This window comes from Citrobacter sp. KTE30 (genome assembly GCF_000398825.1).
Lineage (GTDB): Bacteria > Pseudomonadota > Gammaproteobacteria > Enterobacterales > Enterobacteriaceae > Citrobacter > Citrobacter freundii.
Genome location: NZ_KB976055.1, coordinates 1,646,734 through 1,672,652 on the forward strand (window position 1 = coordinate 1,646,734; position 25,919 = coordinate 1,672,652).

The following is a 25,919-nucleotide window of genomic DNA, read 5'->3' on the forward strand; positions in this document are numbered from 1 at the left end:
CCCGGTCAGTTAAAATGAACCGTACTGGCGACACCTTTTATACTGTCGTCGGCTTTAAACTGGATCTTCACGCCATTCAGCAGGATCGTGCCATCCTTGTTCATTTTCAGGACGCATTCCCCCACTTTGATGGTCAGACTGTCCGTTACCGTCAGGGTATAATCCTTCCCTACGGTAATATTCTGTGATTTTTCCACCGCCTCGGTATCGTCGCCGGTTACTTTACTGTTCTGATCATTACCCACATCTTTCTTGCGATCATGGGTAACGCTTAGCGTCTGATCGTTTCCTACGCTCGTACTCTGGTCATGCGTAACGCTGAGTGTCTGGTCGTTCCCTACGCTTGTACTCTGGTCATGAGTAACAGTGATTGTCTGGTCATGACCGCCCGCATTTTCCTTACCGACTGTTACCGTCTGGCCGAGTCCCACCGTTATCTTCTGGTTATTACCGATGGTCTCCGTATGGTCCACTTTCACATCCGTCGTCCGGTTATTCAGTACTTCGGTATCCATATTCTTCTGCGCGTGGATATAAACCTGCTCCTGGTCCGTCGCATCCTCAAACCGCAGTTCGTTAAACCCGCCGCCTTTGTACGTTTTCGACCGGATGGTCATCTGCGTCTTCGTGCCCGGCAGGCTGCCCGGGGAGCGGTTATCCTGGTGATAGGTGCGTCCCATAATAATGGGCTGGTCAGGGTCGCCGTTGAGGAAGTCCACAATCACTTCCTGGCCGACGCGGGGAATGGCGAGGTTACCAAATCCGGCACCGGCCCACGCCTGTGACACCCGTATCCAGCATGAGCTGTCTTCGTTGCCCGGACAGTAGCGGTCCCAGTGGAACCGTACCCGCACCCGGCCGTGTTCATCGCAGAAGATTTCCTCGCCAGCAGGCCCGGTGACGATGGCGCTCTGCGGGCCGTCCACGGAGGGTTTTGGCAGCGGGGAAGAGCGCCATGTCCGGTCAGCCGGAATAACGTCAAAATTGTTACTCAGCGTGGTGCCCTGTCCCTGTCTGCCGTGCTGTGCCTGGGGCTGTTCCCCTTTCAGTACGCAACTGGTGACCTGCCACTCGCGGTTCAGGGTGAGGGAAGGGTGACCGGTCAGGGTGAAGCGTTTGCCGGGGTACAGCTTCGCCGAGTTGCTGACCCCGGCGGCGGTTTCGGCATCGTGGCGGAAGCCGTCAGCCAGGTAGCGGGCAAAATCCTGTCCGTGCTGCTCGTCCTTGAAGCGTCCCGGATAATCGAAGATTTCGTACTGAGTGCGCTGACCGTTCAGGTTTGTGGCCTGGTGGCTGAAGTAGCCGGGCCAGCCGGGGGTTTTAAAAGTGTAATCCTGGTTTTCCACGGAAGAGGGACGAACCTGCGCCCGGTAGCGGAACTCACTGATGCATTCCGTGGAGACTTCGCTGCTTGTGTTCGGGTTAAAGGGCAGGGAGCGCAGCGTGGAGACGCCTGCCACATCATCACAGAGCACCAGCTTCTGCTCTGTTCCGGTGGGGGAGCACCAGTCAAAATAGAAAATGCCTTCTTCAGCCCACAAGCGGGAAAGAAAGGTGAGGTCGCTTTCACCATACTGTACGCAGAATTCACGCGCCGGATGAGATTCATAAAAGGAAGAGGTCCAGTCGGTGATGCCGTTTTCATCAAGCAAGGTGGCGGAGATAGCCTGGATGTCCTGCTGCTGAAAGATGCGGAAATTCTGGCGCAGCCCGGCCCGCCAGAGCGGGGGAGAAATGGTGAGGTGGTAATTCATCTGCCAGTCGTTGTTCTCGCCGAGTTCGATGCCGGTGATGATACCGCTGAGGTGGCGCTGTACAACGTTCCCCTGCCAGACGGTGAGGGTGGCGTTTTTCTCGAGAAAATTTTTTGCCGTGAGGTCGGGGAGACCGCTGGCGATATCGACAGTGAGTGTAAAGGGGGTGGAGAGGTTTTGATAAAGGATGAAGCTCACCACGGCGGTGCTCATCGCCATTAACCCGTCCACGTCGAGCGTAAAACGCAGACCCTGTTGTGACATAACCTTATTCCCGGAATTGTTGGCAGAAAAACAGAATCACAGTCAGACATTCTCGCCGCAATGGCACGGTGCTGCGTGCGTTTTCAGGCACGCTACCGCCGAAGTTTCCGGCATCCGCCATCTCCCGTATGTAAAACGTAATCCTGTACTGGTACTGCTTTTTATGACCCGTCTCTTTGAAAACAGCACCCTGCCATTACGGCAGAATGCTGTCAGTTTTTGTTTATGCTTCCAGCGGTGCTCGCCAGTCGTCCGCGCCGGAGGTACCTGCGGAGACGTGCTCCCACTCGATTTTGCGATAAGCCAGAGAGACTTTTACCAGTTGAGTAAACTCACGTTTACCCTCGTCCTGGCAGTGCGGCATATGGCAGTCGATATCCACGATGGTGGAATCGGTCAGGCGGGTGGTGAAGAAGTGCTCCTGTTTGCCTTCCACAGAGGTGCGATACCAGTGCAGTTCGGTGGTCGGCAGCATTTCACCGGAGGCCAGCGCGTTGTACAGCAGCGGAACCGCTTTGTTCAGCGCCACGGTGAAGATAAACGGTTTGTGCGAACGCTGGCCTGACGGCTGACCGGACTGCGGATCGGTCGGGACGGTGACGTTGTGGCTGAATTCCTGCACCAGCATTTCGTCTTCATGGCCCTGAACGTAGATATTACCGACAGATTCGGCGGTGAAGGCGCGATCGGTGATCAGTCCCTGAGTTTGCCCCTTAATTGAGATGTAACACGGTGTTGGCATCTTTTAACTCCTTTGTATCATTTTACGCCAATTTACATTAGCGAGATTAATGTTTTCTGGTAGGCACAAAAGCATTCACAAAAAGAATGTTTTTGTGCTTATCTCAAAACGGAATTATGTATTTATCAGATGAGTCAAAGCGTATTTTGTTTTTGTGGCTAAAGTTTTAACATTGTCACTCATATTTTTACTCCACTACCTAATCATGAATAAATATTGTTTTATCCAGTTTTGTTGTTCTGATTTTAATTGTGGTAACTGTATTATTTATTTTTCATATGATTTTTCTTGTTTGTATTCATTGTGATTTTAATATTTATAGGTTTATGTATAATTGTCTTAAAAACAATGTGTTATGTTTATATTTTTGTTGTTCATTTCACTTGCCTTACCAGTAGCACAGATAAAACATGTAATTTTGCGTTATTCGTCACATCATGGGATATTACTTGACGAGTGAGCTAAAATTGGTTTTAAAATTATGTTCTGAGAGTATTGTATAGCTTAGTTGATATTTTTGTCATGGCGAATTTTCATTTTAGTTTCTGGCTGTTGTTTTTATGGATGATTCTGCCTCTGTTGGCCGAATTGAACGTTAGTCATAGTTTTATGGAATATTATTCATGAGTAATCATAACGACGGGAGCATTGCTCCAAAAGAACGTATTAATGTTCGTTATATATCGAAGGTAAACGGCCAGGCTGCTGAAGTGGAATTACCGCTCAGTCTGCTGGTCACTGGCGATTTAAAAGGTAGACCAGACGACACCCCGCTGGATGAACGCCAGCCAGTGGCTATCGATAAAAATACCTTTAACGCCGTGCTGGCGCAGTCCGGCATTGAACGTAACGTTTCCGTGCCATCGGTGCTTAACGGTGCGACGGGTGCCCGTATGGATGTCAGCCTGAAGGTGAAATCCATGGCGGATCTCTCGCCGGATAACATCGCCGCCCAGGTGCCGGAGCTGAAAAAAATGCTGGAACTGCGCGAGGCGCTGGTCGCTCTGAAAGGTCCGATGGGCAATATTCCCGCGTTCCGCGCCCAGCTACAGGCGTTGCTGGATAACGAGGAAACCCGCGAGCAGCTGATTCAGGAGCTGGGTCTCGCCAGCGGCAAATAACGTGTACAAGGATTTCACTATGTCAGATATTGCATTGCAGGAAGCCCCCGGTTCAGCCTCTCCCGCAGGCTCGTCATCCCTGCTGGATAACATCATGGCGCAGAGCCGCTTTCAGCCAGAATCCGAAAGCTATGACATTGCCCGCCAGGGCGTGACGGCGTTTATCTCCGCTCTGTTGCAGAATGAAGCGGAGTCCGTCGATATTCTGGCGGTGAATGCCATGATCGCCGATATTGACGATCGCACAGGCCGCCAGATGGATCTGATCCTCCACAATCCGGCCATTCAGGAGCTGGAAGCGCTGCTACGCTCACTGAAACTGTTGGTTGAACGCACCGATCCGCGTGAAAACATCAAAATTTATCTGCTGCACGCCACCAAAGAAGAACTGCTGGATAATTTCGAGTTCGCCCCGGAAATCACCCAAAGCGGTTTCTATAAACACGTCTACTCCAGTGGGTACGGGCAGTTTGGCGGCGAACCGGTTGCGGCGGTGATTGGCAACTACGCGTTTAAAAATAATGCGGCAGACCTCAAGCTGCTGAAATACGTCAGCGCGGTTTCCGCGATGGCCCATTCACCGTTTATTTCCTCCGTGGCACCGGAATTCCTGGGGCTGGAGTCCTGGACCGAGCTGCCGGGCATTAAAGACATCGGTTCTATCTTCGAAGGTCCGGCCTACACCAAATGGCGCGCCCTGCGCGAGTCGGAGGATTCCCGCTATCTGGGGCTGACTTCGCCGCGTTTCCTGCTGCGTCAGCCGTATGCACCGGGAGATAATCCGGTGAAAAGCTTCAGCTATCGCGAGAATGTCAGCCTCCATCATGATGACTATCTGTGGGGCAACACCGCTTTTCTGCTGGCGGCCAACATGGCGGACAGCTTTGCGAAGTATCGCTGGTGCCCGAATATCATCGGTCCGCAGAACGGCGGCTCGGTAAAAGATCTGCCGGTTCATCTGTATGAATCTATGGGGCAGTTGCAGGCCAAAATTCCGACTGAGGTGCTGATCACTGACAGGCGTGAGTTCGAGCTGGCGGAGGAAGGGTTTATTACCCTGACCATGCGCAAAGGTTCGGATAACGCCGCATTCTTTTCGGCAAACTCGGTACAGAAGCCAAAAACCTTCCCGAATACGCCGGAAGGCAAAGAGGCAGAGACCAATTACAAACTTGGCTGTCAGCTCCCTTATCTCTTCATCATCAGCCGCCTGGCGCACTATATCAAGGTACTGCAACGCGAGCAGATAGGCTCCTGGAAAGAGCGCGGCGATCTGGAGCGAGAACTGAATACGTGGATCCGCCAGTATGTGGCTGACCAGGAAAACCCGCCTGCCGATGTCCGCAGCCGTAAGCCGCTGCGCCAGGCAAAAATTGAAGTGCTGGATGTGGAAGGCGAACCGGGCTGGTACCAGGTGTCATTGTCAGTCCGTCCGCACTTCAAATATATGGGGGCCAGCTTTGATCTCTCGCTGGTCGGGCGTCTGGACCGGGATTAAACGTCATGATGAAGCGGGATATTGAGAAAGAGGGCAGCCTGTTTGGCCGCATTGGCGAGGCGGCGATGCCCCGGTTTTATCGCCAGTCGGGCGTCAGTCTGCTGCACTCCATCAGCGAAAACCTGCATAACATCCTCAATACCCGCTCCGGCAGTTGTGCTGGCTCTCCGGAGCTGGGCATTGCTGATTTAAATGACGACGCATTAGCCTCCGGTAATTTCAGGGAAGAGATTGCCAGGGGCATCCACGACTGCATCTGGCGCTATGAACCCCGCATTACCGGGGTGACGGTGACGGCGGCGTCACCCGACAACTATGCGCCGCTGGAACTGCGTTTTCATATTGTGGCGCAGGTGAGTTTTCACGACGCCAGGGACGTTCTGGAGTTTGACATTCTGCTGGATAATCGCCAGCGCTACCGGGTGGAGTACCTCTGATGGCTTTTGAAGAACGCTATTACCGCGAAGAGCTGGACTACCTGCGACAACTGGGCAAGCTTCTGGCGCGGGATAAACCCTATCTGTCCCGTTTTCTGGCCGAGAAAGAGGGCGACCCTGACGTGGAGCGCCTGATGGAAGCGACGGCCTTTCTGGCTGGCGGCGTGCGGCAGAAGCTGGAGGACGCGTTTCCCGAGTTCACTCACGGGATTATCCGCATGTTATGGCCTAACTATCTGCGCCCGGTGCCTTCCATGTCGGTGATTAAGTATCAGCCTGAAGGTAATATCAAAGCGCCGGTGCAGGTTTTGCGTGATGAACTGGTCAGTTCAGGTGTTATTCGTGTCGCCTCATCAGGCCGGAAGGTGCTGGGCGATGATGACCGGACACCACCGCCTCCCTGTCATTTTACGCTGGCGCGCGATATCTGGTTACAGCCTTTACAGATACGGGATGTGCGTAATGCCAGCAGCCTCGAAGAAGGCATCGTTGATATTGTTTTTTTTGCCGAAAATGGTGTGTCTTCTCGTGCGCTGGATCTGAATAAAATCAATTTCTGGCTGGGTAATGAAGATGACTATACCCGCTACCAGCTTTACCTGTGGTTCAGTGAGCGCCTGATGGACGCTGAACTGATTATCGGGGAACAGCATATTCCCCTGCCGGAGTTGTGGCTTGAGGCCGCAGGATTTGAGCGCGAGGATGCGTTACTGCCGTGGCCGAAAAACGTTCACAACGGCTATCGCGTACTTCAGGAATATTTCTGTTATCCCGAGAGCTTTTTCTTTTTTCATCTGCGCGATGCCGCGCCGCTGCCGGAGGATTTCCACGGCGGCGCATTTACGCTACGCCTGCACTTTAATCAGCCGTTGCCGGTGGATATCAGGCTCCGTGCATCATCGCTGCATCTGTTCTGTACGCCGGTGGTGAATCTGTTTGTCCATCAGGCCGAACCCATCGCGCCGGACGGCAGCGCGCCGCAGTATCCGCTGCGGGCCAGCCATCAGCACCCGGATGCCTACGATATTTTCCGCGTGAAGTCGGTGTCCAGCAAGGTCTCCGCTTCTGGTGAGGTTGCCGGAGTGACCCGCTCGTCACGTCTCTGGCCGGAGTTTGAAAGCTTTAACCACCAGATGGAGTACAGTCAGCAGCGTGAAGTGGTCTACTGGCATCACCGGACAAAAACCTCGCTGTTTCATCGCGGACTGGAGCACAGCATTGCGTTTGTGCATGCTGACGGCCGTCTGCCCGATCCTGCGCATCTGAGCGGTGAGGCGCTGAGCGTGTCGCTGGTCTGCACCAACCGGATGCTGCCCGTGCAACTGCACACCGGCGATATCTGTGTGGCGGTAGGGAAAAACCCGGCGGTCGCCAGTTTCAGCAACGTGACCCGCCCGACGCGTCCACTTTATCCGGTCACCGACGGCGATATGCAGTGGTCGCTGATCTCCTGTATGAACCTGAACTACCTCTCGCTGCTGGACCGGGAGGCGCTGGTGCAAATCCTGCGCACCTTCGATTTGCCTGGGATCCAGCATCCGCAGCAGGCCCGGCTGTCGCAGCAGAAGCTGGACGCCATCGAGAGGCTGGAAACTAAGCCGGTGGACCGGCTGTTTAAGGGCGTACCGGTGAGAGGGCTGTCCACCACGCTGTGGATCAATCCCGCGCCGTTTGTCTGCGAAGGCGAAATCTACCAGCTCGGCAGCGTGCTGACCCATTTCTTTGCGCTCTATGCCAGCATCAATTCGTTTCACCGTCTGAAAATTATCAACACGGAAAGTCAGGAGGTCTGGGAATGGCAGAACAACGGCCAGCACGCCCTGATGTAGATTTTCCGGCGGATGTTCGCGATACCAGCTTTTATGTCCTGCTGGAGTCGCTGTACCGCCGTTACGGTGAGCCGGGCAGTGAACCTTCGCTGCGCACGGAGCCGGAACAGGAGGTGGTGCTGTTTAAATCCGATGCCAGTATTGCATTCCCCGGCAGCGATCTGACCTCGCTCATGCGTGACGAGCGCGGGCAGTTTGCGCTGACCACCCGGTTTCTCGGCTTTTCCGGCAGCCAGTCGCCGCTGCCCGGTTACTACCTGGACCGGATGGCGCGGGAGTCGGCACAGAATGAAGAAGGGCTGAAAGAATTTCTCGATTTGTTCAGCCATCGCTGGACGCAGTTTGTGTACCACGCCTGGCGAAAATACCGCTATCACATCTGCTTTCGTAACGGCGGCACGGACAGCTTTTCACAGCGCATGTATGCGCTGGTTGGGCTGGGCAGTCAGAGTCTGCGCGACAAGCTCGCCATCAACCACAGCAAGATGCTGGCCTATGCGGGCGTATTGGCCGCGCCGGGACGCGCGCCGGAGGTGATCTGCGACCTGGTTTCCCACTGCTTTGATTTACCGGACGTCACCCTTGAAAGCTGGCAACTGCGCCGGGTGGCGATTGAGCCTGGCGAGCAAAACCGGCTGGGCGAGCGTAACCCGAAAAATAAAACCGCCGGATATGTTCCCGGACGCTCGGTCGTCGGCGTCAATTTTACTCTTGGTACCCACGTACCGGACCGCAGCGGCAAATTCCTGCTGCGGATCGGCAGCCTGTCCATGTCCCGCTATCTGTCATTTTTACCTGGCGGAGAACACCATGCGGCGCTGACGATGTTTATCGCCTTTTTACTGCGCGACCAGTTCGCCTGGGATTTACGCCTCGATCTGGCCCCGGCGCAGGCGCAGGGCATGAAACTGGGCGACAGTCGCCGCGCCTGCATCGGGCGCACTGCCTTTATTGGTGAGCCAAAAACGCCGCCGTCCATCACTCTCCACATCAGGGATTAATTTTATGGAGCCGCAAATGGCTGAGGAAAAAACGCCGTCTTCCGGGTTATCGCTGACGTTGCAGGTGATGAACGGCAATGAACTGGAAAGCGGACGCGCCGCGAAATGCCTCTTTTCCGCTGAGGGGGGAGATATTGGTCATGCTTCCGCGTGCCACTGGCCGGTGCAGGACAGGGCTGGCGCGGTTGCCGGTCGCGCCTGCCAGATAGTGCTGCATGACGGCGCATTCTGCCTGCGCAGCCTGATGCCCGGCGTGATGATTAATCTCGCGCCGGTAGGCACGGATACCGGTCTGGTGCGCCTGCGGCAGGGGGATGAAATCAGTATTGGCGCGCTGGCGCTGAAAGCCTTTTTACATGAAGGGCGTCGCGTCAGCTATGACGAGCAGATGGCCGCGCCGGAAAGCATTGTCAGCCACCGCGACAGCCTGACGGACGCGCTGATGTCCACCGAAGGTCAGCCGGGTTATCCGGGGCTGCCGCACCGCCATCAGCTGACGGCGACCGTGGCGAACGCCTTCTCCACCGATCCGTTGCAGGTTTTGCAAAGTGAAACCCTTACCACGGCGGCAGGCGCTTACGGCCAGCCGACCGTGCCGCTGGCCGATCTGAAAGCCGGTGGCGGGATCGACTCGCCGTTTATGGATCTGCCGCCGGTGTATGCCGAACCGCGCGATGAGGCGCTTTCTCCGGCTGAGGTGACGCAACGGCATCTGGCGGTGACGCCGCTGCTGCGCGGGCTGGGCAGTTCGCTCAGCGTCAGCAACTCGCAGTATGCGGACGCCTTTCTGGAAGAGACCGGACGGGCGTTACAGGCGGCCATTCAGGGGCTGCTTGATTTACAGCACAGCCAGAACAGCCTGTCGGATAAGCACCTGCGTCCGCTGGAGGATAACCCGCTGCGCCTGAATCTGGACTATGCCACAGCGCTGGAGGTGATGTTCGCCGAAGGTAAAAGTCCGGTACATCTGGCGGCTCCGGCGGCGATCCGCGAAAGCCTGCGCAACGTTCGCCATCATGAAGAAGCCAACCGGGCCGCCATTGCCGAAGCGCTGCGGGTGATGCTTGATGCCTTCTCGCCACAAAGCCTGCTCCGTCGCTTTGTCCAGTACCGCCGCAGCCATGAACTGCGCCGGGCGCTGGACGATGCCGGAGCTTGGCAGATGTACCGCCATTATTACGACGAACTGGCGTCTGACCGCCAGCAGGGTTTCGCCATGCTGTTTAACGAGGTGTATGCCCAGGTCTATGACCGCGTGCTGCGTGAAAAGCAGCGGGAACCGGAAGCATGATGAAAGGCAGGTTTGCATTCGTTCTGCTGCTTATGACGATGGCCGGGGCGTTGAGCGGCTGCGAGATGAGCAAGAAAATCGGCCAGGTTATCGCCAATCCCGGTATCCCGGTGGGCGACCTGAAGCAGCAGCCCTCCACGGTGACGCTCACGCTGCTGGCTGAACCGGACGCCAATATGAACGCGGAGGGGGAGGCGGCACCGGTGGATGTGCAACTGGTATATCTGAGCGACGATTCAAAGTTTGAGGGCGCGGACTATGACCTGGTGGCGTCCACGCCGTTGCCGGAGGCGCTGGGGAAAAACTATATCGACCATCAGGATTTTACCCTGCTGCCCGATACGCTCAAAACGCTGCCTGACATGAAGCTGGACAGCAAAACGCAGTTTATCGGCATTGTCGCCTACTTCTCCGACGACCAGGCGGGTGTCTGGAAGCAAATCGTACCGGTGGAGAGCGCCGGTCACCACTATCGCCTGCTGGCGCATATCCGGCAGAACAGTATTGAAATGAAAACCGAGGATAACTGACGATGGCAACCACCAATAACCGCGTGCTCTGGCAGGAGGGGCTGTTTGCGCTGCCGCAACATTTTCAGCAGCAGCAGCGCCACACCGATTATCTGCTGCACGAACGGCTGGACGCGCAGGCGGACTTTGCCTGGGGGTTTACCGAGCTGTCGCTCAATACCGAACTGCTGGCGCAGGGCAGGGTGATGATTGACAAGGCTGCTGGCTGTCTGCCGGACGGCACGGTATTCCGCATTCCCGACCAGGATTTGCTGCCGCTGCCGTTTCAGCCGGGAGAACTGACGACGCCGGAGAGCCACGACATTTATCTGGCGCTGCCGGTGAGTGGTCATAATGTCAGCGAAATTCAGGGCGTGCGCCGTGCCGGGCAGAGTTCAGAACGTTACCGTCTGAGCTATATGGATGTCTGCGATGTGCATACGGAAAACGGTGACATCCAGCCGCTGTCGCTCGGCCAGCTGGTGTTCCGTATTGTCAGCGGCGCGGAAGATCTCAGTGCAATGGTGGTGCTGCCTCTGTGCCGCATTCGCAGTCTCCGGGCAGGCGGCGGTCTGGTACTGGATGAGGAATTTATCCCCACCTGCCAGACGGTGCGCGTCAGTCCGGTACTGAACCGTTTTGTCGGTGACGTGCAGGGCATGATCACCACACGCGCTGCCGATCTGGCGAAACGCATCGGTTCGCCGGAGCAGAGCGGCATTGCCGACGTGGCTGAGTTTATGATGTTGCAGATGCTTAACCGCAGCCAGATGCACTTCACTCACCGCGCCCATCTACATACCCTGCACCCGGAGACATTCTACCTGGATCTGGTGCGCCTGCTGGGCGAGCTGATGACCTTTACCGAAAACAGCCGCCTGCCGTGTTCGGTCGAACCCTACGATCACCGGGATCTAACGCAGTCCTTTAAAACGGTGATCCCCGAACTGCGCCGGGCGCTCAATATCGTTCTACAACCGCGTGCGCAGAACCTGCCGCTGATCTTTGCCGAAGGGGTATATCTGGCGACGGTCAACGATCCGGGACTGTTGCAGTCCGGGGTGTTCGTGCTGGCGGTCCGCGCCAGGATGCCGCATGCGCAGCTGATCCTCCAGTTCACCCAGCAGTCGAAAATCGCCGCCACCGACAAAATCCGCAATATGGTCAGTGTTCAGGTGCCGGGTATCCCGCTGCGCGCGTTGCCTGCCGCGCCTCGCCAGTTGCCGTACCACGATGGCTATGTCTATTTCGAGCTGGAAAAAAGCGGCTCCGCCTGGCAGGACGTGGTAACAGCGGGCGCACTGGCGATGCATATCTCCGGTACTTTCCCGGATCTGGATATGCAGTTGTGGGCGATAAGAGGCTGATTTTATGAGTGGACAGACGATCCTTTCGCCGGATGACCACGATGAGGGAACCACCCGCCGCCAGTATAAACTGCGCCTTCGCGGCAACAGCCTTAACCCGATGATCGACGCCGCCACGCCGCTGCTGGGGATGGTGATGCGCGTGACCGGGATGAGCGGTAATGCTATGCCGGAGCACCTGTTCACGCAGGTAGTGACGGACGTGCAGGCGGTGGAACAGTTGCTCCAGGAGCAGGGTTATGAACCCGGCGTAATCGTTTCGTTTCGCTACATCCTCTGTACCTTTATTGACGAGGCGGCGCTGGGTAACGGCTGGTCGAACAAAAACGAGTGGATCAAACAGTCGCTGCTGGTCCATTTCCACAACGAAGCCTGGGGCGGCGAGAAGGTCTTTATTCTGCTGGAGCGCCTGATGCGCGAACCCGCGCGTTATCAGGATTTACTGGAATTTCTGTATCTCTGTTTTTCACTCGGTTTTCGCGGGCGCTACAAGGTGGCAGCGCAGGATCAGGGCGAGTTTGAGCAGATATACCGCCGTCTGTATCACGTTCTGCATAAGCTGCGCGGCGACGCGCCTTTTCCTTTATTACATCAGAACAAGAAAACCCAGGGCGGACGCTACCAGTTGATTAAACGGCTTACCGTTAAGCACATCCTGCTCGGCGGCGTTGCCGTGCTGGCGGCGTTCTATCTGTTTTACCTGCTGCGTCTGGACGGCCAGACCCAGGATATTCTTCACCAGTTAAACCGGCTGCTTGCCAGGTAAGGACACCGAATGATCCAGATTGATGTTTCCACGCTGGTAAAACGGCTGAACCCGTTTTCCCGCCAGGCGCTGGAAATGGCCGCCACGGCCTGTATGAGTTTACAGGCCACCGAAATTACCGTCAGCCATGTCCTGATGCAGATGCTGGCGATCCCGCGCAGCGATCTGCGCGTGATTACAGAGAAAGCGGAGATTGATAAAGAAGAACTGGGGCAGGCGCTGACCGTGGAGCATTATGCCACTACGCGCCACGCCGACAGCTACCCGGTGTTCTCACCGCTGCTGGTTGAGTGGCTGCGCGACGGCTGGCTGCTGGCATCCGCCGAGATGCAGCAGAGCGAACTGCGCGGCGGCACGCTGCTGTTGGTCCTGTTGCAATCGGCACATCGTTATGTCCAGCCCGCAGCCGCCCGCCTGCTGACCGGCATTAACCGCGACCGGCTGCGCCAGGATTTTGCCGACTGGACGCGGGAGTCGGCGGAGTCGGTGATGCAGGACGAGGATAAATCCGCAGCGGTGGTGTATTCAGAGGACAGTCTGCTGGGCCGTTACGCAAAAAACATGACCGAAGACGCCCGCAACGGCAAACTCGATCCGGTACTGTGCCGCGATAACGAAATCGATCTGATGATCGACATTCTCTGTCGCCGCCGTAAAAACAATCCGGTGGTGGTGGGTGAAGCCGGTGTCGGCAAGAGCGCGCTGATCGAAGGACTGGCGCTGCGCATCGTCGCAGGCCAGGTGCCGGACAAGCTGCGCGATACTGATATTATGACGCTGGATTTAGGCGCATTGCAGGCGGGGGCGTCGGTCAAAGGTGAATTTGAGAAGCGCTTTAAGGGGCTGATGGCGGAAGTGATCCAGTCACCGAAGCCGGTTATTTTGTTTATCGACGAAGCCCACACGTTGATTGGCGCAGGCAACCAGCAGGGTGGGCTGGATATCTCTAACCTGCTTAAACCGGCACTGGCGCGCGGCGAGCTGAAAACTATTGCCGCCACCACCTGGAGTGAGTACAAAAAATACTTCGAGAAAGACGCCGCGCTGTCGCGCCGCTTCCAGTTAGTGAAGGTGAGTGAACCGACAGCCGCTGAAGCGACCATTATTCTGCGCGGTCTGTCAGCGGTGTATGAACAGGCGCACGGCGTGCTGATTGACGACGATGCGCTACAGGCGGCAGCGGCGCTGAGCGAGCGCTACCTTTCCGGGCGGCAGTTGCCGGATAAAGCTATTGACGTACTGGACACCGCCTGCGCGCGCGTGGCAATCAATCTTTCGTCGCCGCCGAAACAGATTTCAGCACTGACGACTTTGTGCCGCCAGTATGAGGCGGAGATCGGCCAGCTTGAACGGGAAATCCGTATCGGCCTGCGCACGGACAGCACCTGTCGGGATGAGATCCACGCGCAGTATGAAACGACGCAGGCGGAGCTTCAGGCGCTGGACGAAGCCTGGCATCAGCAGCAGGCACTGGTGCAGGAGATTATTGCTCTGCGTAAAGGGCTGCTGGAAGAAACTGAAACAGATATGCCCGAAGCAGAATCAGAGGTTTCCCCTGCTGAACGGCTGGCACAGCTGTCCGCCGAACTTGATGCCCTGCACAACATGCAGTTACTGGTTTCCCCGCATGTCGATAAAAAACAGATCGCTGCGGTGATTGCTGAATGGACCGGCGTACCGCTTAACCGTCTGTCGCAGAATGAAATGTCGGTGATTACCGACCTGCCGCAGTGGCTGGGCGATACCATCAAGGGTCAGGAACTGGCAATTAAGCATCTGCATAAACACCTGCTGACCGCACGCGCCGACCTGCGCCGTCCGGGCCGTCCGCTGGGCGCGTTCCTGCTGGCGGGTCCAAGCGGTGTGGGCAAAACCGAAACCGTGCTGCAACTGGCTGAACTCCTTTATGGCGGGCGTCAGTACCTCACCACCATCAATATGTCGGAATTCCAGGAGAAACATACCGTCTCAAGGCTGATTGGCTCGCCTCCGGGTTACGTCGGTTATGGCGAAGGCGGCGTGCTGACCGAGGCTATTCGCCAGAAACCGTACTCCGTGGTACTGCTGGATGAAGTCGAAAAAGCCCATCCGGACGTGCTCAACCTGTTCTACCAGGCGTTTGATAAGGGGGAAATGGCCGACGGCGAAGGCCGCGTGATTGACTGCAAAAATGTCGTCTTCTTCCTCACCTCCAATTTGGGTTATCAGGTGATTGTCGAACACGTGGACAACCCGGAAACCATGCAGGAAGAACTGTACCCGGTGCTGGCCGACTTTTTCAAACCGGCGCTGCTGGCGCGGATGGAAGTGGTGCCGTACCTGCCGCTGTCACGCGACACGCTCGCCACTATTATTGCCGGGAAACTGGCGCGCCTCGACAATGTGCTGCGCTCCCGTTTTAACGCGGAAGTGGTGATTGCGCCGGAGGTGACGGACGAAATTATGCAGCGCGTCACCCGCGCCGAGAACGGCGCGCGCATGCTGGAATCGGTGATTGACGGCGAGATGCTGCCGCCGCTGTCCCTGCTGCTGTTGCAGAAGATGGCAGCAAACGCGGTGATCACACAGATAAACCTCGGCGTGGCGGACGGCGCGTTTACCGCCGACATTGAAGAAGAGATGGCCGTCAGCGATAACGAACCGGCGCAGGAAACGGAGGATGCCGCCCTGTGAGCCATGCGTACGTTTTCCGGTATATCGCGCTGCTGGCAGGGATGATTGCCGGCGCCGCACAGGCCACGGTTCAGCCGGAACAGGCTGTTCCCGGTATCGCTCTGGAGGCCGCGGCGGCGACGGCGGCAGACATTCGGGCCATCACCGGTGCGGATGCACAGACCACGGTAAACGCCATGACCGCCTGCCGGAAAGAGCCTGCTCCGCTGGAGCGGCTGGCCTGCTATGACCATGTGCTGACGCCAGAACAGGGGCAGGGTTTTGAAAGCGCGCTGGTGAAGGCGCGTTATCAGGGAGAGTCCTGGACGCGTGCTGTGGAGCAGGAAAATCATCGCACGGATAATTCCACCGCGCTGCTGCTGACTCAGCGCCCTGGCGAACGTCCGACGGTGATTATCACCACCCCCGCCATCGGCAGCCTGCCGCCGCGCCCGGTGCTGATGTTTTCCTGCGTGGACAATATCACCCGGATGCAGGTGGCGCTGACCCATGCCCGGACGGAAAACGATATCCCGGTCAGCCTGGTGACCGAAGGCGGCGTGTTTCGTTCGCACTGGTTCGTGCGGGAAAACGGCATGCTGCTGGAAGCCAGCCGGGGATTGTCCGGCATTGACGAAATTAAACCGCTTTTTGGCGCAAAAACGCTGACGATTGATACCGGCACAGGCAGCGCCGCCGGAAAACTGACCTTTAACATTGACGGACTGGCGCAGACCATCGCGCCGCTACGTGACGCCTGCCACTGGGCAGGGGAGTAACGAATATGGATATACAGAACCCGGATATCTGGCTGTCTCATCTGCTGGAAACGCTGCCGGAGGAGAAGCTGGTCGCGAAACTCAGCGATGAGAACCCGCTGTGGGAATATATTGACGGCGAAATCGTCAAGCTCGGCTCGCTGGCTCACAGCCAGCTCGATATCCCGGAAATCCAGCGTCAGGGGCTCACACTTCTGGCCTCAGAAAGCAAGGATTTTCGCCTGGTCGCGCACCTGCTGCGCACACTGCAACATGCGGGCGATCCGCTGCTGGCGCTGAGAATGCTGACGCAGTACGTCACGCACTACTGGACCACCGGCTGGCCGCAGAATGCGGCGAATAAGGGACGTTTCGCCAGCCAGATCCTGAAGCGCTTTGAACCGGGGATTGCCGGATTTGCTTCGGCGTCAACGCCCGCGCAACGGGATGCCCTGTTGGGCGAGCAGGCAAAGCTGGCGCAGTGCTGGCAGGAAAACACGATGCCGGAACTGGCGTCGGCGACGGATGATTTATTCGCGCTGTATCAGCGGGCGTTTCGCGACAGTTCTCCAGCGACTCCCGCATCACAACCAGTGGTAACGACAGGTGCCCCGGCAGCGGTTCCTGTGATGCCAGCCACAGCCACCGTAGCGCCCGCGCCGATGGTGAATATCGACAGCCACGATGATAAAGCCTGGCGCGACACGCTGCTGAAAGTTGCCGCCATTCTCTGCGAGCGGCAGCCGGACTTGCCGCAGGGCTACCGGCTGCGCCGCCATGCGCTGTGGCAGACCATCACCAGCACGCCACAGTCGGAAAGCGACGGACGCACGCCGCTGGCGGCGGTTTCCGCCGATATGGCGGCGGACTACCAGGCGCGGCTTGCCAGCGCCGATATGGCGCTCTGGCAGCAGGTGGAAAACAGTCTGCTGCTGGCCCCGTACTGGCTGGACGGTCATTACTTCTCCGCGCAGATTGCGCAGCAACTGGGCTACAGCGATGTGGCGCAGGCTGTCCGTGATGAAGTGCGTCGCTTCCTGACTCGTCTGCCGTCGCTTGCCGCGCTGCGTTTTAACGACCGCTCGCCGTTTATCGGCGATACCACCCGACAGTGGCTGGCGGATGAACCCGCAAAGACCGCAGGCTCTGTGATGGACGAAGATGAATTAACGCAACAGGTCTGGCAAAGCTACCGGGAGCAGGGGCTGGAAGCTGCGCTGGCGCTGGCGGAACAGCAGCCGCAGCACAATCAGCGCGCGCGCTTCTACAGTCAGTATCTGACGGCACAACTGCTGGAGGCGTCCGGTATGGCGCAGCTGGCGCAGCAGCACTACCGGATGCTGTTTAAGACGGGGCTGCATACCATGCTGTCCGACTGGGAGCCGTCCCTGCTGGAACAACTGGAAGAAAAACTCACGCCGGAACAGTGAGATAAAAACAGGAGCGTTTTGTGTTCAGAATACCCACCCCCCGTGTTCCCCGTCTGTTCAGCGGACTGGCTTCCATGTTCAGACCGGTCATGCCCCGGTTTAAGATTTCTGCGGCATGGCTGCTGGCACTGGTCTGGGTCGCGCTGCTGGTCTGGATCTGGTGGAAAGGCCCGGCCTGGCAATTTTATGACGAGCCGTGGCTGAAACCGCTGTCGCACCGCTGGCTGGCGACCGCCGTCTGGGTGCTACTCACCCTGGCATGGCTGACCGTCCGGGTGATAAAGCGCCTGCAACAGCTTGAACGGCAGCAGAAACAGCAGCGGGAGGAAGAGAAAGATCCGTTAAGCCTCGAACTGAACGCCCAGCAACGCTACCTTGACCGCTGGCTACTGCGTCTCCAGCGTCATCTCGACAGTCGCCGTTATCTGTGGCAACTGCCGTGGTACATGGTTATCGGCCCTGCCGGAAGCGGTAAAACCGCGCTGCTGCGCGAAGGGTTTCCGTCCGACATTATTTACACGCCGGAGGCGGTACGCGGAACCGAACAGCGGCTGTATATCACGCCGCACGTCGGCAAACAGGCGGTGATTTTTGACGCCAGCGGCGCGCTGTGCGGAGAGCCGGACGCGGATACGCTGCACCGCCGCCTGTGGGGACACTGGCTGGAGTGGCTGGTACAAAAACGCGCCCGCCAGCCGCTGAATGGTCTGATCCTGACGCTGGATCTGCCCGATCTGCTGACCGCCGGTAAACGCCAGCGCGAAGCGTTGTTGCAGACCCTGCGCAGCCGTTTACAGGACGTGCGTCAGCATCTTCACTGCCAGCTGCCAGTTTATGTGGTACTGACCAAACTGGATCTGCTGGCCGGGTTTTCTCCGCTGTTTACCTCACTGGATAAAACGGGCCGCGACGCCATTCTCGGCGTTACCTTTACCCGCCATGCCCATGAGAACGATGGCTGGCGTACAGAACTGAACGCCTTCTGGCAGACGTGGGGAGAGCAGCTTAACCAGGCTTTGCCGGATCTGATGCTGGCGCAGAGCCACCATCGCAGCGCCCTGTTCAGCTTTGTCCGCCAGATGCTGGGGGTCAACGATATGCTGACTGCGCTGCTCGACAGCCTGCTGGACGGTGAGAATATGGACGTGATGCTGCGCGGTGTGTATCTCACTTCCTCCCTCCAGCGCGGGCAGGTGGACGATATTTTTATGCAGTCCGCCGCCAGCCAGTACCGGCTGGGCAACAGCCCGCTCACCGCCTGGCCCCTGGTGGACACCATGCCGTATTTCACGCGCAACCTGTTTCCACAGACACTGCTGGCGGAACCGAACCTGTCCGGGGAGAACAGCGTCTGGCTGGGCAACGCCCGCCGCCGGATGATGGTATTTACCGCCGGAAGCGCGGTATTGATCGTGCTGGCGGCCGGTGGCTGGCACCACTATTACAACAGCAACTGGAACGCAGGCGTCAGGGTGCTGGAGCAGGCCCGGACCTTTATGGACGTTCCGCTGCCACAGGGCATTGATTATGACGGCAATCTGCAACTCCCGTTGCTGAACCCGGTACGCGACGCCACCCTGGCCTACGGCGACTGGGGAGACCGTAGCCGTCTGGCTGACCTCGGTTTATACCAGGGCAGGCGCATCGGCCCGTATGTGGAGCAGACCTATCTGCAACTGCTGGAGCAGCGTTATCTTCCGGCGCTCACTAACGGCCTGATAAAAGATCTGGCAACTGCCCCGCAGAACAGTGAGCAGAAACTGGCTGTGCTGCGCGTGCTCAGAATGCTGGAGGATAAAAGCGGGCGCAACGATGAGGTGGTGAAGCAGTATATGGCGAAACGCTGGAGCGAGCGATTCCACGGCAAGCGCGATATTCAGGCGCAACTGATGGCGCATCTGGACTACGCGCTGCAACACACCGACTGGCACGCGCAGCGCCAGGCTGGCGAAGGGGAGGCCATCAGCCGCTGGACGCCGTATGATAAACCGGTCACTGATGCGCAGAAAGAACTCAGCAAACTGCCGGTTTACCAGCGTGTGTACCAGAGCCTGAAAACGCGGGCGCAGGGCGTTCTGCCCGCCGACCTGAATCTGCGCGATCAGGTCGGCCCGACTTTTGATCAGGTATTTATCTCCGGCGATGACGACAAACTGGTTGTTCCACAGCTTCTCACCCGCCACGGGCTACAGAGCTATTTTGTGAAGCAACGTGACGAACTGGTGGCGCTGACGGCGATGGATTCGTGGGTGCTGAACCTGACCCGCAGCGTGAAATACAGCGACGCCGACCGCGCGGAAATCCAGCGCCAGCTGACCGAGCAGTATTTCGGCGACTACACCGCCACCTGGCGCGCCGGGATGGATAACCTCAACGTTCGTGATTATGAATCCGTTGCGGAACTTACCGGCGCGCTGGAGCAAATCATCAGCGGCGACCAGCCGCTCCAGCGGGCATTAACCGCGCTGCGCGATAACACGCATGCCATCGTCCTGCCGGACAAGCTGGATGATAAGGCGCGTGAGGAAGCGCGAAGCGCGCCAGATTATTTGCTGCTGGCACGCCTCGGTCATGAATTTGCCCCGGAAAACGGTACGCTGGACGCGCAGAAAGACAAGGAAAGTACGATGCAGGCCGTTTACCGGCAACTGACGGAGTTGCACCGTTACCTGCTGGCGATACAGAATGCGCCCGCGCCGGGAAAATCGGCCCTGAAAGCCGTGCAGTTACGGCTTGACCAGAACAGCAGCGACCCGATTTTCGCCACCCGGCAGATGGCGAAAACGCTGCCCGCACCGCTCAACCGCTGGGTGGGTAAGCTGGCGGATCAGGCCTGGCATGTGGTGATGGTGGAAGCCGTCCACTACATGGAAGTGGACTGGCGTGACAGCGTGGTGAAACCGTTCAGTGAGCAGCTGGCGGATAAGTATCCGTTTAACCCGCGTTCGCCGCAGGATGCGTCGCTGGATGCATTTGAACGCTTCTTTAAACCCGGCGGCGTGCTGGATACGTTCTACGCGCAGAATCTGAAGCTGTTTGTTGAGGGCGGCGCGGAGGTGAACGGCGACGATGCCGTCGTTATTCGCGAGGACGTGCTGCAACAGCTGGAGCGGGCGCAGAACATCCGCGACATCTTTTTCAGCAGGCAGAACGGTCTGGGCACGCAGTTTGCGGTGGAAACCGTGTCGCTCTCCGGCAACAAGCGGCGCAGCGTGCTGAACCTGGACGGCCAGTTAGTGGACTACAGCCAGGGGCGTAACTACACCGCCCATCTGGTGTGGCCGAACAACATGCGCGAAGGCAATGAAAGCAAGCTGACGCTGATTGGCCTCAGCGGCAGCGCACCGCGCAGCATCAGCTTCGGCGGGCCGTGGGCGCAGTTCCGGCTGTTTGGCGCAGGGCAGTTAACCGGTGTGCAGAATGGCAACTTTACTGTGCGGTTTAACGTGGACGGCGGCGCGATGGTGTACCGGGTGCATACCGATACCGAAGACAACCCGTTCAGCGGCGGGCTGTTCAGCCAGTTCCGCCTGCCGGATACGCTGTACTGAGGAGGCGGGGATGAATAACGACGAACTGACACAGACCATTGTGACTGGCAGCGATCCGCGTGGTCTGCCGGAGTTTAGCGCCATTCGCGAGGAAATCAACAAAGCCAGCCACCCGTCTCAGCCGGAGCTGAACTGGAAGCTCGTGGAATCGCTGGCGCTGGCGATTTTTAAAACCAGCGGCGTGGATTTGCATACCGCGAGCTATTACACCCTGGCGCGCACCCGCACGCAGGGGCTGGCGGGATTCTGCGAAGGCGCGGAACTGCTGGCGGCGATGATAAGCCATGAGTGGGATAAGTTCTGGCCGCAGAACGGAACCGCGCGCACGGAAATGCTCGACTGGTTCAATACCCGTACCGGCAACATCCTGCGCCAGCAGTTGTCCTTCACGGAGGCCGACCTGCCGTTACTGTACCGCACCGAACGGGCGTTGCAGCTTATCTGCGACAAGCTCCAGCAGGTGGCGCTGAAACGCCAGCCGCGCGTGGAGAACCTGCTGTACTTTGTGCAGAACTCGCGCAAACGGCTGGAGCCACAGCCCCGGAACAGCATGGATTCGCAGGCGAAAACTACCGTCAGGACGCTGGTCTATGCTCCGGAGAGCGCGGTTGCTGCCACGTCAACAACTGCGAAGATTGTCCCGCCGCTGCCTGACCTGCCGGAAACAAAGGTGGAAGTTCACCCTCATGTGACAGCAGGCAGTGCGGCGGGAGCCATGTCGCGTCTCAGCGTGACAGGCTTTGTGGCCGGCGCTGCCTGTACTGCCATTATCGCTGCCGTGCTCTGGTGGTGGCAGGTGTACCCGATGCAGCAGCAACTGGCGAGGGTAAACGATACCGCCCTGGGGGCCGCCACGGTCTGGCTGGCGTCCCCCGACCTGAACCGCTACGGGCAACGTCTGCAACAGCTACCGGATGCCTCGCCGCTACAGACGCTGGAAACCGGCATACAGATGATGCGGATAGCGGACAGCCGCTGGCCGGAGAACCTGCAACAGCAGCAGGCGACAGCACAGTGGAATGAGACGCTGAAAACTCGCGCGCAGAACATTCCGCAGATGAAAGGCTGGCAGCAGACCCGCCAGGATTTGCGTGCGTTTGCCGAACTGCTGGTTCAGCGCGAGCAGGCAAAAGAGGGCTTCACGCTCTCCTATATCAAAACGGTGGTTTACCAGGCTGAGCGGACGCTGAACCAGGAGACGCCGCTGGAATCTCTGCTGACGCAGTACCAGGATGCACAGGCGAAGGGGCTGACGACCGGCATCCTGGAAAAAAAAATTAATGAACGGCTGGATGGTGTGTTAAGCCGCTGGCTGCTGCTGAAAAATTCAACCAGTCCGGATGTGGCTGATAAACATTAATTCATAATATTTTCAGGGAGATTACAACATGGCAAATCCGGTTTACCTTACATTGAACGGACAGTTTCAGGGGCTGATTTCAGCGGGATGCTCATCGCTGGCTTCCATTGGCAACAAAGCGCAGCTTGCGCATCTGGATCAGATTATGGTGACAGAGCTGAATCATGGTTTAAGCAGGGCGCAGAATGTAAATCACCAGGAATTGACTATCCATAAACCCGTAGATAAATCATCTCCTTTACTGAGTAAGGCTATTAACGAAAATGAATGCCTGACCTGTGATTTTGATTTTTATCGTACCAACCGCTTCGGCATCAATGAACTGTATTACAAACTGAAGCTAATCAACGCCAGAATTTCCAGTATTAGTCTGACGGTGCCGGATACCATTCTGAACGGCCAGGGGCAGCCGGAAGAATCAGTGTCGTTTACTTACGAAAGTATCAGCTGGGAGCACTGTATTGCCGGAACCAGTGCATACAGTCTGTGGAGCGAGCGGATCTATTAGGATGCGAGAAATTAATAACCAGATAATCGATCCTGTCCGGATCGCCGATGCTTTTTGCAGACAACATCCGCAGATGACGGCGAATATTGAGCAGGTGCGCCTGATGAAGGGGAAAGCATTTCCGGACTGGCCGTACTGGTGTTTTTTACCGATTACCAGATGGCTGATGTTATTCATGGGTGGACAAAAACGTGAATTTACTCCGGCTGTCTGGCTGGAAATCCAGAAACTGTCTGGCGCTACAGCAAAGGGATTTATACGCCGCATCCGTCACTGCTTAATGCCCTGGCTGAAACGCCACTTTCCGATAGCCTGCTGGTTGATGTCTTTTTACATTTTCCCGAATGGTGTATTTACGTCAGTACGCCGGGAATGTGTATGCAGGGAGAGGAATTGTACGGATTCTGGGCAATGGTTAACCAGAATGATGTTAACAATGATAAATCGCTTTATCTGCTGTTGAACCGGGAGAATGGGTTAAAACTGGAGTCCTTTCGGCTTAAAACGGGTTCCGTGAATGCCATACTTGAAGATATGTTTCACGAGGGGCTGGACGCCAGTGGTGCAACGCCTGAAACGGTTGAGACATTAAAGCATTCGGAATATCTTTCAGTATATCTGAAAAACCACGCCCGCGATGTCGGTCGATTATTATCGATTTTGCTGTACATCTGTTCGGATGAGCCGGAGATTGACAGCGAGCGCCAGCCGGGAAGCTATCCGGCCAGGCCAAAACCCGTAAAAACTAAAAAGGGGTTCAGGCTGTTTCCGGCAAATGGCCCCCGGTACTGGCGCGTGGGTGAAAATATGGGGGAAATGCTGGCGACAGCATTCGCTGAAACGGATGTCGTGCTGCAACCGGGCGGCAGGTTCGCGTACATTTACGACGCGGACACTGGCATGGTTTCTGGTCCGGTAAAAGAGACGAACCAGAGGTACGAAAATTTTCATATCACTGGCTGCCACCACAGATTATTGGCGGCAGACGTCATGAGGCGGTTTACTGATAGCGGTTAACCAGATCTTTAACCACCGCTGCATAGGTTTTTTGTCTGAGCTGGGTAATTTGCTGATCTGTTACTGTCGTTTTTCCTGTCATGGCAGGCAGAATGCTGTATTCATAGTTAACCGGGGACCAGGTGGCCCATTCTCCTGTTGCCACATCGATAAGTGCGAAGCGGACCAGATAGCGTAATGACGTGGTGTCGTTCAGTTTTTCATTACGGTAATCTGACCAGCGGGTGCTTTTTGTGGCTGTATCATATGTCCCGGTCTGTAACGTGTCCCAGTAAACAATGACCGCTTTCTGATCGCCTTTTGCAGCAATATAACGCAATGCCTGCATATAATTCCTGTTTTCACTGACGTTGGCATCCTGTTCTTCATTTTTAACCGGCTTATTGCAGGAAGTTGCCTTTTTTTTATCCGGAATGCCGGAGAAGGTCGATATCCGGTAATATTTCGCCATTTCCTGCTGCATTAACATTTCGGGCGCACGATTTCCTGACTGGACCAGAATTATGGCTGAATTTAACGGAATACGAAAATCCTCACCATCAAGTGCGGCCTGAATATCTTCTTCTGAAATGGACAGTGTGGTCTCATTGCCGAAAATGTCTTTATCGGTGAGTGGTGTTGTATCTTTATTGACGCTGTTTACTGGCACCGATTTTCCGCTTTTTTTTGCATCAATGGGAGAGCGGGAACATCCCGTTAACAGTAATGCTAATGCACATGAAAATATCACTAACCTGATATTCATTTTTATATTCCTTTATCGTGTAATAACTTGTTTTTGACAGAAAGAAACACCTGGTTATTATATCCTTATACCAGTATTGTATATACTTAAATAAACATTCATCTCTTCAATATTTGTTACCTTAAACATGCTTGTTTTCTATTTTCTCGCTAAAAAATAACCTTGAGACTCTCTTTTTAATTTTGTGCTGAATGGCGGTTGCACTTTAAGATGAAATACAATCTCTGGAAAAATAAGAAAGGAGAAGTTATGAATGCTTTCCCCAGCTATAGCAATAATTCTTCCATGCCGGTCTGGCTTACCATTGACGAAGCCGTTGGTGTTATTAACCGACGAACGGGAGCGAATATTATGGTCAGTGAGGTCTGGCGTTATGCCCTCTATGGCCATCTGAAACTGTCTGTCTATTTCCAGTCCCCTGTAAAACTGCAAAAAATTTGTATGAATGGCAGTAATCAGAATGAGATTTATCTGGAAAAGATTAGCAATAATATCAGTTACAGGCTCTGTTATTTAAATGATTGTTGTATCCGCTATGAGGACTTCCGTCGTGTTAAAACCGATGGCGTATTAATATCTCCGACATATCAATATTATTGACACTCATCTGACAGGTTGCGAATATACTGAAGCTCAGAAACGACTTGCGAACTCACTGAGTCTGCTGCAACCAGTTTCTGGTCAACATAATTACTATTAAGGTATTTTTGTACGGGAAGAAGGGGCAGTTTTTCAGGTTTTTGAGCAACATACCTGGCAGGAACACATTTCCCACTGTAGCGCAGGATTGATATTCTGCGCCAGTAGTTTACGGATACCGTCGCGCTGCTGGCGGGCGTCGGAAAGCGAGACCTGCGGATAGGCACCTAATGCGATACGGGATTCTTTTCGGTTGAAGCGATATTTGAGGTACCAGAGGCGTGAACCGCCCGGATTGACAAGCAGATACGGGCCGTGTGAATCAGTCAATTTAAAGGGTTTATCAAGAGGCTTGATACTGCGGATTTTCGCGTCGGACAGGGACATATGGTGGTCACTCCATTATCGAACTGAAATGACCCCAAATCAGACCACCAATTTCGCCGGATGCGGAGGGAAAACCAGATACGCATCGGGAAAGATTTTCATGCTGACTTATTGAAACCTAACCATATAGGGACTTCTAAGCACACCTGAAAACAGGAATTTGGCTCCTCTGACTGGACTCGAACCAGTGACATACGGATTAACAGTCCGCCGTTCTACCGACTGAACTACAGAGGAATCGTTTGAACGAGGCGAATATTAGCGATGCCGCTCAGCGTTGTCAAAGCCTGAAT

20 protein-coding genes, 1 tRNA gene and 1 pseudogene are annotated in these 25,919 nt (G+C 56.1%); 17 read left to right on the forward strand and 5 right to left on the reverse strand.

The window, feature by feature from the left end; all coding sequences use genetic code 11:
- Positions 1-5: 5 nt before the first annotated feature.
- Together WC1_RS15200 and WC1_RS15195 are read right to left on the reverse strand one after the other, a co-directional pair.
- Positions 6-2,018, reverse strand: coding sequence for a type VI secretion system Vgr family protein (locus tag WC1_RS15200; protein WP_016149964.1), 2,013 nt, complete (start codon positions 2,016-2,018; stop codon positions 6-8).
- Positions 2,019-2,241: 223 nt separating this feature from the next.
- Complete coding sequence (locus tag WC1_RS15195; protein ID WP_016149965.1) at positions 2,242-2,760, reverse strand: Hcp family type VI secretion system effector; 519 nt, start codon at positions 2,758-2,760, stop codon at positions 2,242-2,244.
- A gap of 623 nt (positions 2,761-3,383) precedes the next feature.
- On the opposite strand from WC1_RS15195, the gene tssB reads away from it, so the two are divergent.
- The 16 genes from tssB to WC1_RS15115 all read left to right on the forward strand — a co-directional run bounded on the left by tssB (position 3,384) and on the right by WC1_RS15115 (position 23,855).
- Entirely contained in the window at positions 3,384-3,881 is a 498-nt protein-coding gene (tssB, locus tag WC1_RS15190) for a type VI secretion system contractile sheath small subunit (RefSeq protein ID WP_016149966.1), read from the forward strand.
- Between the two features lie 19 nt (positions 3,882-3,900).
- Positions 3,901-5,379, forward strand: a complete 1,479-nt coding sequence (tssC, locus tag WC1_RS15185) for a type VI secretion system contractile sheath large subunit (protein ID WP_016149967.1) — start codon at positions 3,901-3,903, stop codon at positions 5,377-5,379.
- A gap of 5 nt (positions 5,380-5,384) precedes the next feature.
- Positions 5,385-5,816, forward strand: a complete 432-nt coding sequence (tssE, locus tag WC1_RS15180) for a type VI secretion system baseplate subunit TssE (RefSeq protein WP_016149968.1) — start codon at positions 5,385-5,387, stop codon at positions 5,814-5,816.
- Complete coding sequence (gene tssF, locus WC1_RS15175; protein ID WP_016149969.1) at positions 5,816-7,645, forward strand: type VI secretion system baseplate subunit TssF; 1,830 nt, start codon at positions 5,816-5,818, stop codon at positions 7,643-7,645. The genes tssE and tssF overlap by 1 nt, the downstream gene beginning before the upstream one ends.
- Positions 7,612-8,646, forward strand: coding sequence for a type VI secretion system baseplate subunit TssG (gene tssG, locus WC1_RS15170; RefSeq protein ID WP_016149970.1), 1,035 nt, complete (start codon positions 7,612-7,614; stop codon positions 8,644-8,646). The genes tssF and tssG overlap by 34 nt, the downstream gene beginning before the upstream one ends.
- A 16-nt stretch (positions 8,647-8,662) precedes the next feature.
- Positions 8,663-9,937 carry a type VI secretion system-associated FHA domain protein TagH gene (tagH, locus tag WC1_RS15165; RefSeq protein WP_016149971.1) on the forward strand — a complete coding sequence of 425 codons (1,275 nt, stop codon included), beginning with the start codon at positions 8,663-8,665 and terminating at the stop codon, positions 9,935-9,937.
- Positions 9,937-10,467 (forward strand): type VI secretion system lipoprotein TssJ, encoded by a 531-nt coding sequence (gene tssJ / locus WC1_RS15160; RefSeq protein WP_032947942.1) that lies wholly within the window; start codon positions 9,937-9,939, stop codon positions 10,465-10,467. The genes tagH and tssJ overlap by 1 nt, the downstream gene beginning before the upstream one ends.
- A gap of 2 nt (positions 10,468-10,469) precedes the next feature.
- The gene (gene tssK, locus WC1_RS15155) at positions 10,470-11,813 is read left to right on the forward strand and encodes a type VI secretion system baseplate subunit TssK (RefSeq protein WP_016149973.1); all 1,344 of its coding nucleotides are present in this window, start codon (positions 10,470-10,472) and stop codon (positions 11,811-11,813) included.
- 4 nt (positions 11,814-11,817) lie between these two features.
- On the forward strand, positions 11,818-12,579 hold the full coding sequence (icmH, locus tag WC1_RS15150; protein WP_016149974.1) for a type IVB secretion system protein IcmH/DotU: 762 nt from the start codon (positions 11,818-11,820) through the stop codon (positions 12,577-12,579).
- A 9-nt stretch (positions 12,580-12,588) separates the two neighbouring features.
- A complete protein-coding gene (tssH, locus tag WC1_RS15145; RefSeq protein ID WP_016149975.1) occupies positions 12,589-15,252 on the forward strand; it encodes a type VI secretion system ATPase TssH in 2,664 nt (887 codons plus the stop codon).
- Positions 15,249-16,010 carry a type VI secretion system-associated protein VasI gene (gene vasI, locus WC1_RS15140; RefSeq protein WP_016149976.1) on the forward strand — a complete coding sequence of 254 codons (762 nt, stop codon included), beginning with the start codon at positions 15,249-15,251 and terminating at the stop codon, positions 16,008-16,010. The genes tssH and vasI overlap by 4 nt, the downstream gene beginning before the upstream one ends.
- A gap of 5 nt (positions 16,011-16,015) precedes the next feature.
- Positions 16,016-17,419 carry a type VI secretion system protein TssA gene (gene tssA, locus WC1_RS15135; RefSeq protein WP_016149977.1) on the forward strand — a complete coding sequence of 468 codons (1,404 nt, stop codon included), beginning with the start codon at positions 16,016-16,018 and terminating at the stop codon, positions 17,417-17,419.
- A 20-nt stretch (positions 17,420-17,439) separates the two neighbouring features.
- Positions 17,440-20,970 carry a type VI secretion system membrane subunit TssM gene (gene tssM, locus WC1_RS15130; protein ID WP_016149978.1) on the forward strand — a complete coding sequence of 1,177 codons (3,531 nt, stop codon included), beginning with the start codon at positions 17,440-17,442 and terminating at the stop codon, positions 20,968-20,970.
- Positions 20,971-20,980: 10 nt separating this feature from the next.
- The gene (locus WC1_RS15125) at positions 20,981-22,330 is read left to right on the forward strand and encodes a VasL domain-containing protein (RefSeq protein ID WP_016149979.1); all 1,350 of its coding nucleotides are present in this window, start codon (positions 20,981-20,983) and stop codon (positions 22,328-22,330) included.
- 28 nt (positions 22,331-22,358) lie between these two features.
- Positions 22,359-22,838, forward strand: a complete 480-nt coding sequence (locus tag WC1_RS15120) for an Hcp family type VI secretion system effector (protein ID WP_016149980.1) — start codon at positions 22,359-22,361, stop codon at positions 22,836-22,838.
- Between the two features lie 378 nt (positions 22,839-23,216).
- On the forward strand, positions 23,217-23,855 hold the full coding sequence (locus WC1_RS15115; protein WP_016149981.1) for an AcrVA2 family anti-CRISPR protein: 639 nt from the start codon (positions 23,217-23,219) through the stop codon (positions 23,853-23,855).
- On the opposite strand, the gene WC1_RS15110 is transcribed toward WC1_RS15115, so the two are convergent.
- A complete protein-coding gene (locus WC1_RS15110; protein WP_016149982.1) occupies positions 23,839-24,600 on the reverse strand; it encodes a lipoprotein YafT in 762 nt (253 codons plus the stop codon). The genes WC1_RS15115 and WC1_RS15110 overlap by 17 nt on opposite strands.
- Positions 24,601-24,849: 249 nt before the next feature.
- Here WC1_RS15110 and WC1_RS23070 point away from each other — a divergent pair, with 249 nt between their 5' ends.
- On the forward strand, positions 24,850-25,200 hold the full coding sequence (locus WC1_RS23070; protein WP_016149983.1) for a hypothetical protein: 351 nt from the start codon (positions 24,850-24,852) through the stop codon (positions 25,198-25,200).
- A 174-nt stretch (positions 25,201-25,374) separates the two neighbouring features.
- Here the strand turns inward: WC1_RS23070 and WC1_RS23075 are convergent.
- Both WC1_RS23075 and WC1_RS15105 read right to left on the reverse strand, forming a co-directional pair.
- Positions 25,375-25,626: pseudogene (locus tag WC1_RS23075) on the reverse strand (Arm DNA-binding domain-containing protein); the annotation flags it as partial.
- Positions 25,627-25,787: 161 nt separating this feature from the next.
- A tRNA-Asn gene (locus WC1_RS15105) sits at positions 25,788-25,863 on the reverse strand.
- Positions 25,864-25,919: the final 56 nt, after the last annotated feature.

Coding starts and splice junctions, on each gene's coding strand:
- WC1_RS15200 (WP_016149964.1), bottom strand. CDS start 2,018: ATGTCACAACAGGGTCTGCGTTTTACGCTCGACGTGGACGGGTTAATG.
- WC1_RS15195 (WP_016149965.1), bottom strand. CDS start 2,760: ATGCCAACACCGTGTTACATCTCAATTAAGGGGCAAACTCAGGGACTG.
- tssB (WP_016149966.1), top strand. CDS start 3,384: ATGAGTAATCATAACGACGGGAGCATTGCTCCAAAAGAACGTATTAAT.
- tssC (WP_016149967.1), top strand. CDS start 3,901: ATGTCAGATATTGCATTGCAGGAAGCCCCCGGTTCAGCCTCTCCCGCA.
- tssE (WP_016149968.1), top strand. CDS start 5,385: ATGATGAAGCGGGATATTGAGAAAGAGGGCAGCCTGTTTGGCCGCATT.
- tssF (WP_016149969.1), top strand. CDS start 5,816: ATGGCTTTTGAAGAACGCTATTACCGCGAAGAGCTGGACTACCTGCGA.
- tssG (WP_016149970.1), top strand. CDS start 7,612: ATGGCAGAACAACGGCCAGCACGCCCTGATGTAGATTTTCCGGCGGAT.
- tagH (WP_016149971.1), top strand. CDS start 8,663: ATGGCTGAGGAAAAAACGCCGTCTTCCGGGTTATCGCTGACGTTGCAG.
- tssJ (WP_032947942.1), top strand. CDS start 9,937: ATGAAAGGCAGGTTTGCATTCGTTCTGCTGCTTATGACGATGGCCGGG.
- tssK (WP_016149973.1), top strand. CDS start 10,470: ATGGCAACCACCAATAACCGCGTGCTCTGGCAGGAGGGGCTGTTTGCG.
- icmH (WP_016149974.1), top strand. CDS start 11,818: ATGAGTGGACAGACGATCCTTTCGCCGGATGACCACGATGAGGGAACC.
- tssH (WP_016149975.1), top strand. CDS start 12,589: ATGATCCAGATTGATGTTTCCACGCTGGTAAAACGGCTGAACCCGTTT.
- tssA (WP_016149977.1), top strand. CDS start 16,016: ATGGATATACAGAACCCGGATATCTGGCTGTCTCATCTGCTGGAAACG.
- WC1_RS15125 (WP_016149979.1), top strand. CDS start 20,981: ATGAATAACGACGAACTGACACAGACCATTGTGACTGGCAGCGATCCG.
- WC1_RS15120 (WP_016149980.1), top strand. CDS start 22,359: ATGGCAAATCCGGTTTACCTTACATTGAACGGACAGTTTCAGGGGCTG.
- WC1_RS15115 (WP_016149981.1), top strand. CDS start 23,217: ATGCAGGGAGAGGAATTGTACGGATTCTGGGCAATGGTTAACCAGAAT.
- WC1_RS15110 (WP_016149982.1), bottom strand. CDS start 24,600: ATGAATATCAGGTTAGTGATATTTTCATGTGCATTAGCATTACTGTTA.
- WC1_RS23070 (WP_016149983.1), top strand. CDS start 24,850: ATGAATGCTTTCCCCAGCTATAGCAATAATTCTTCCATGCCGGTCTGG.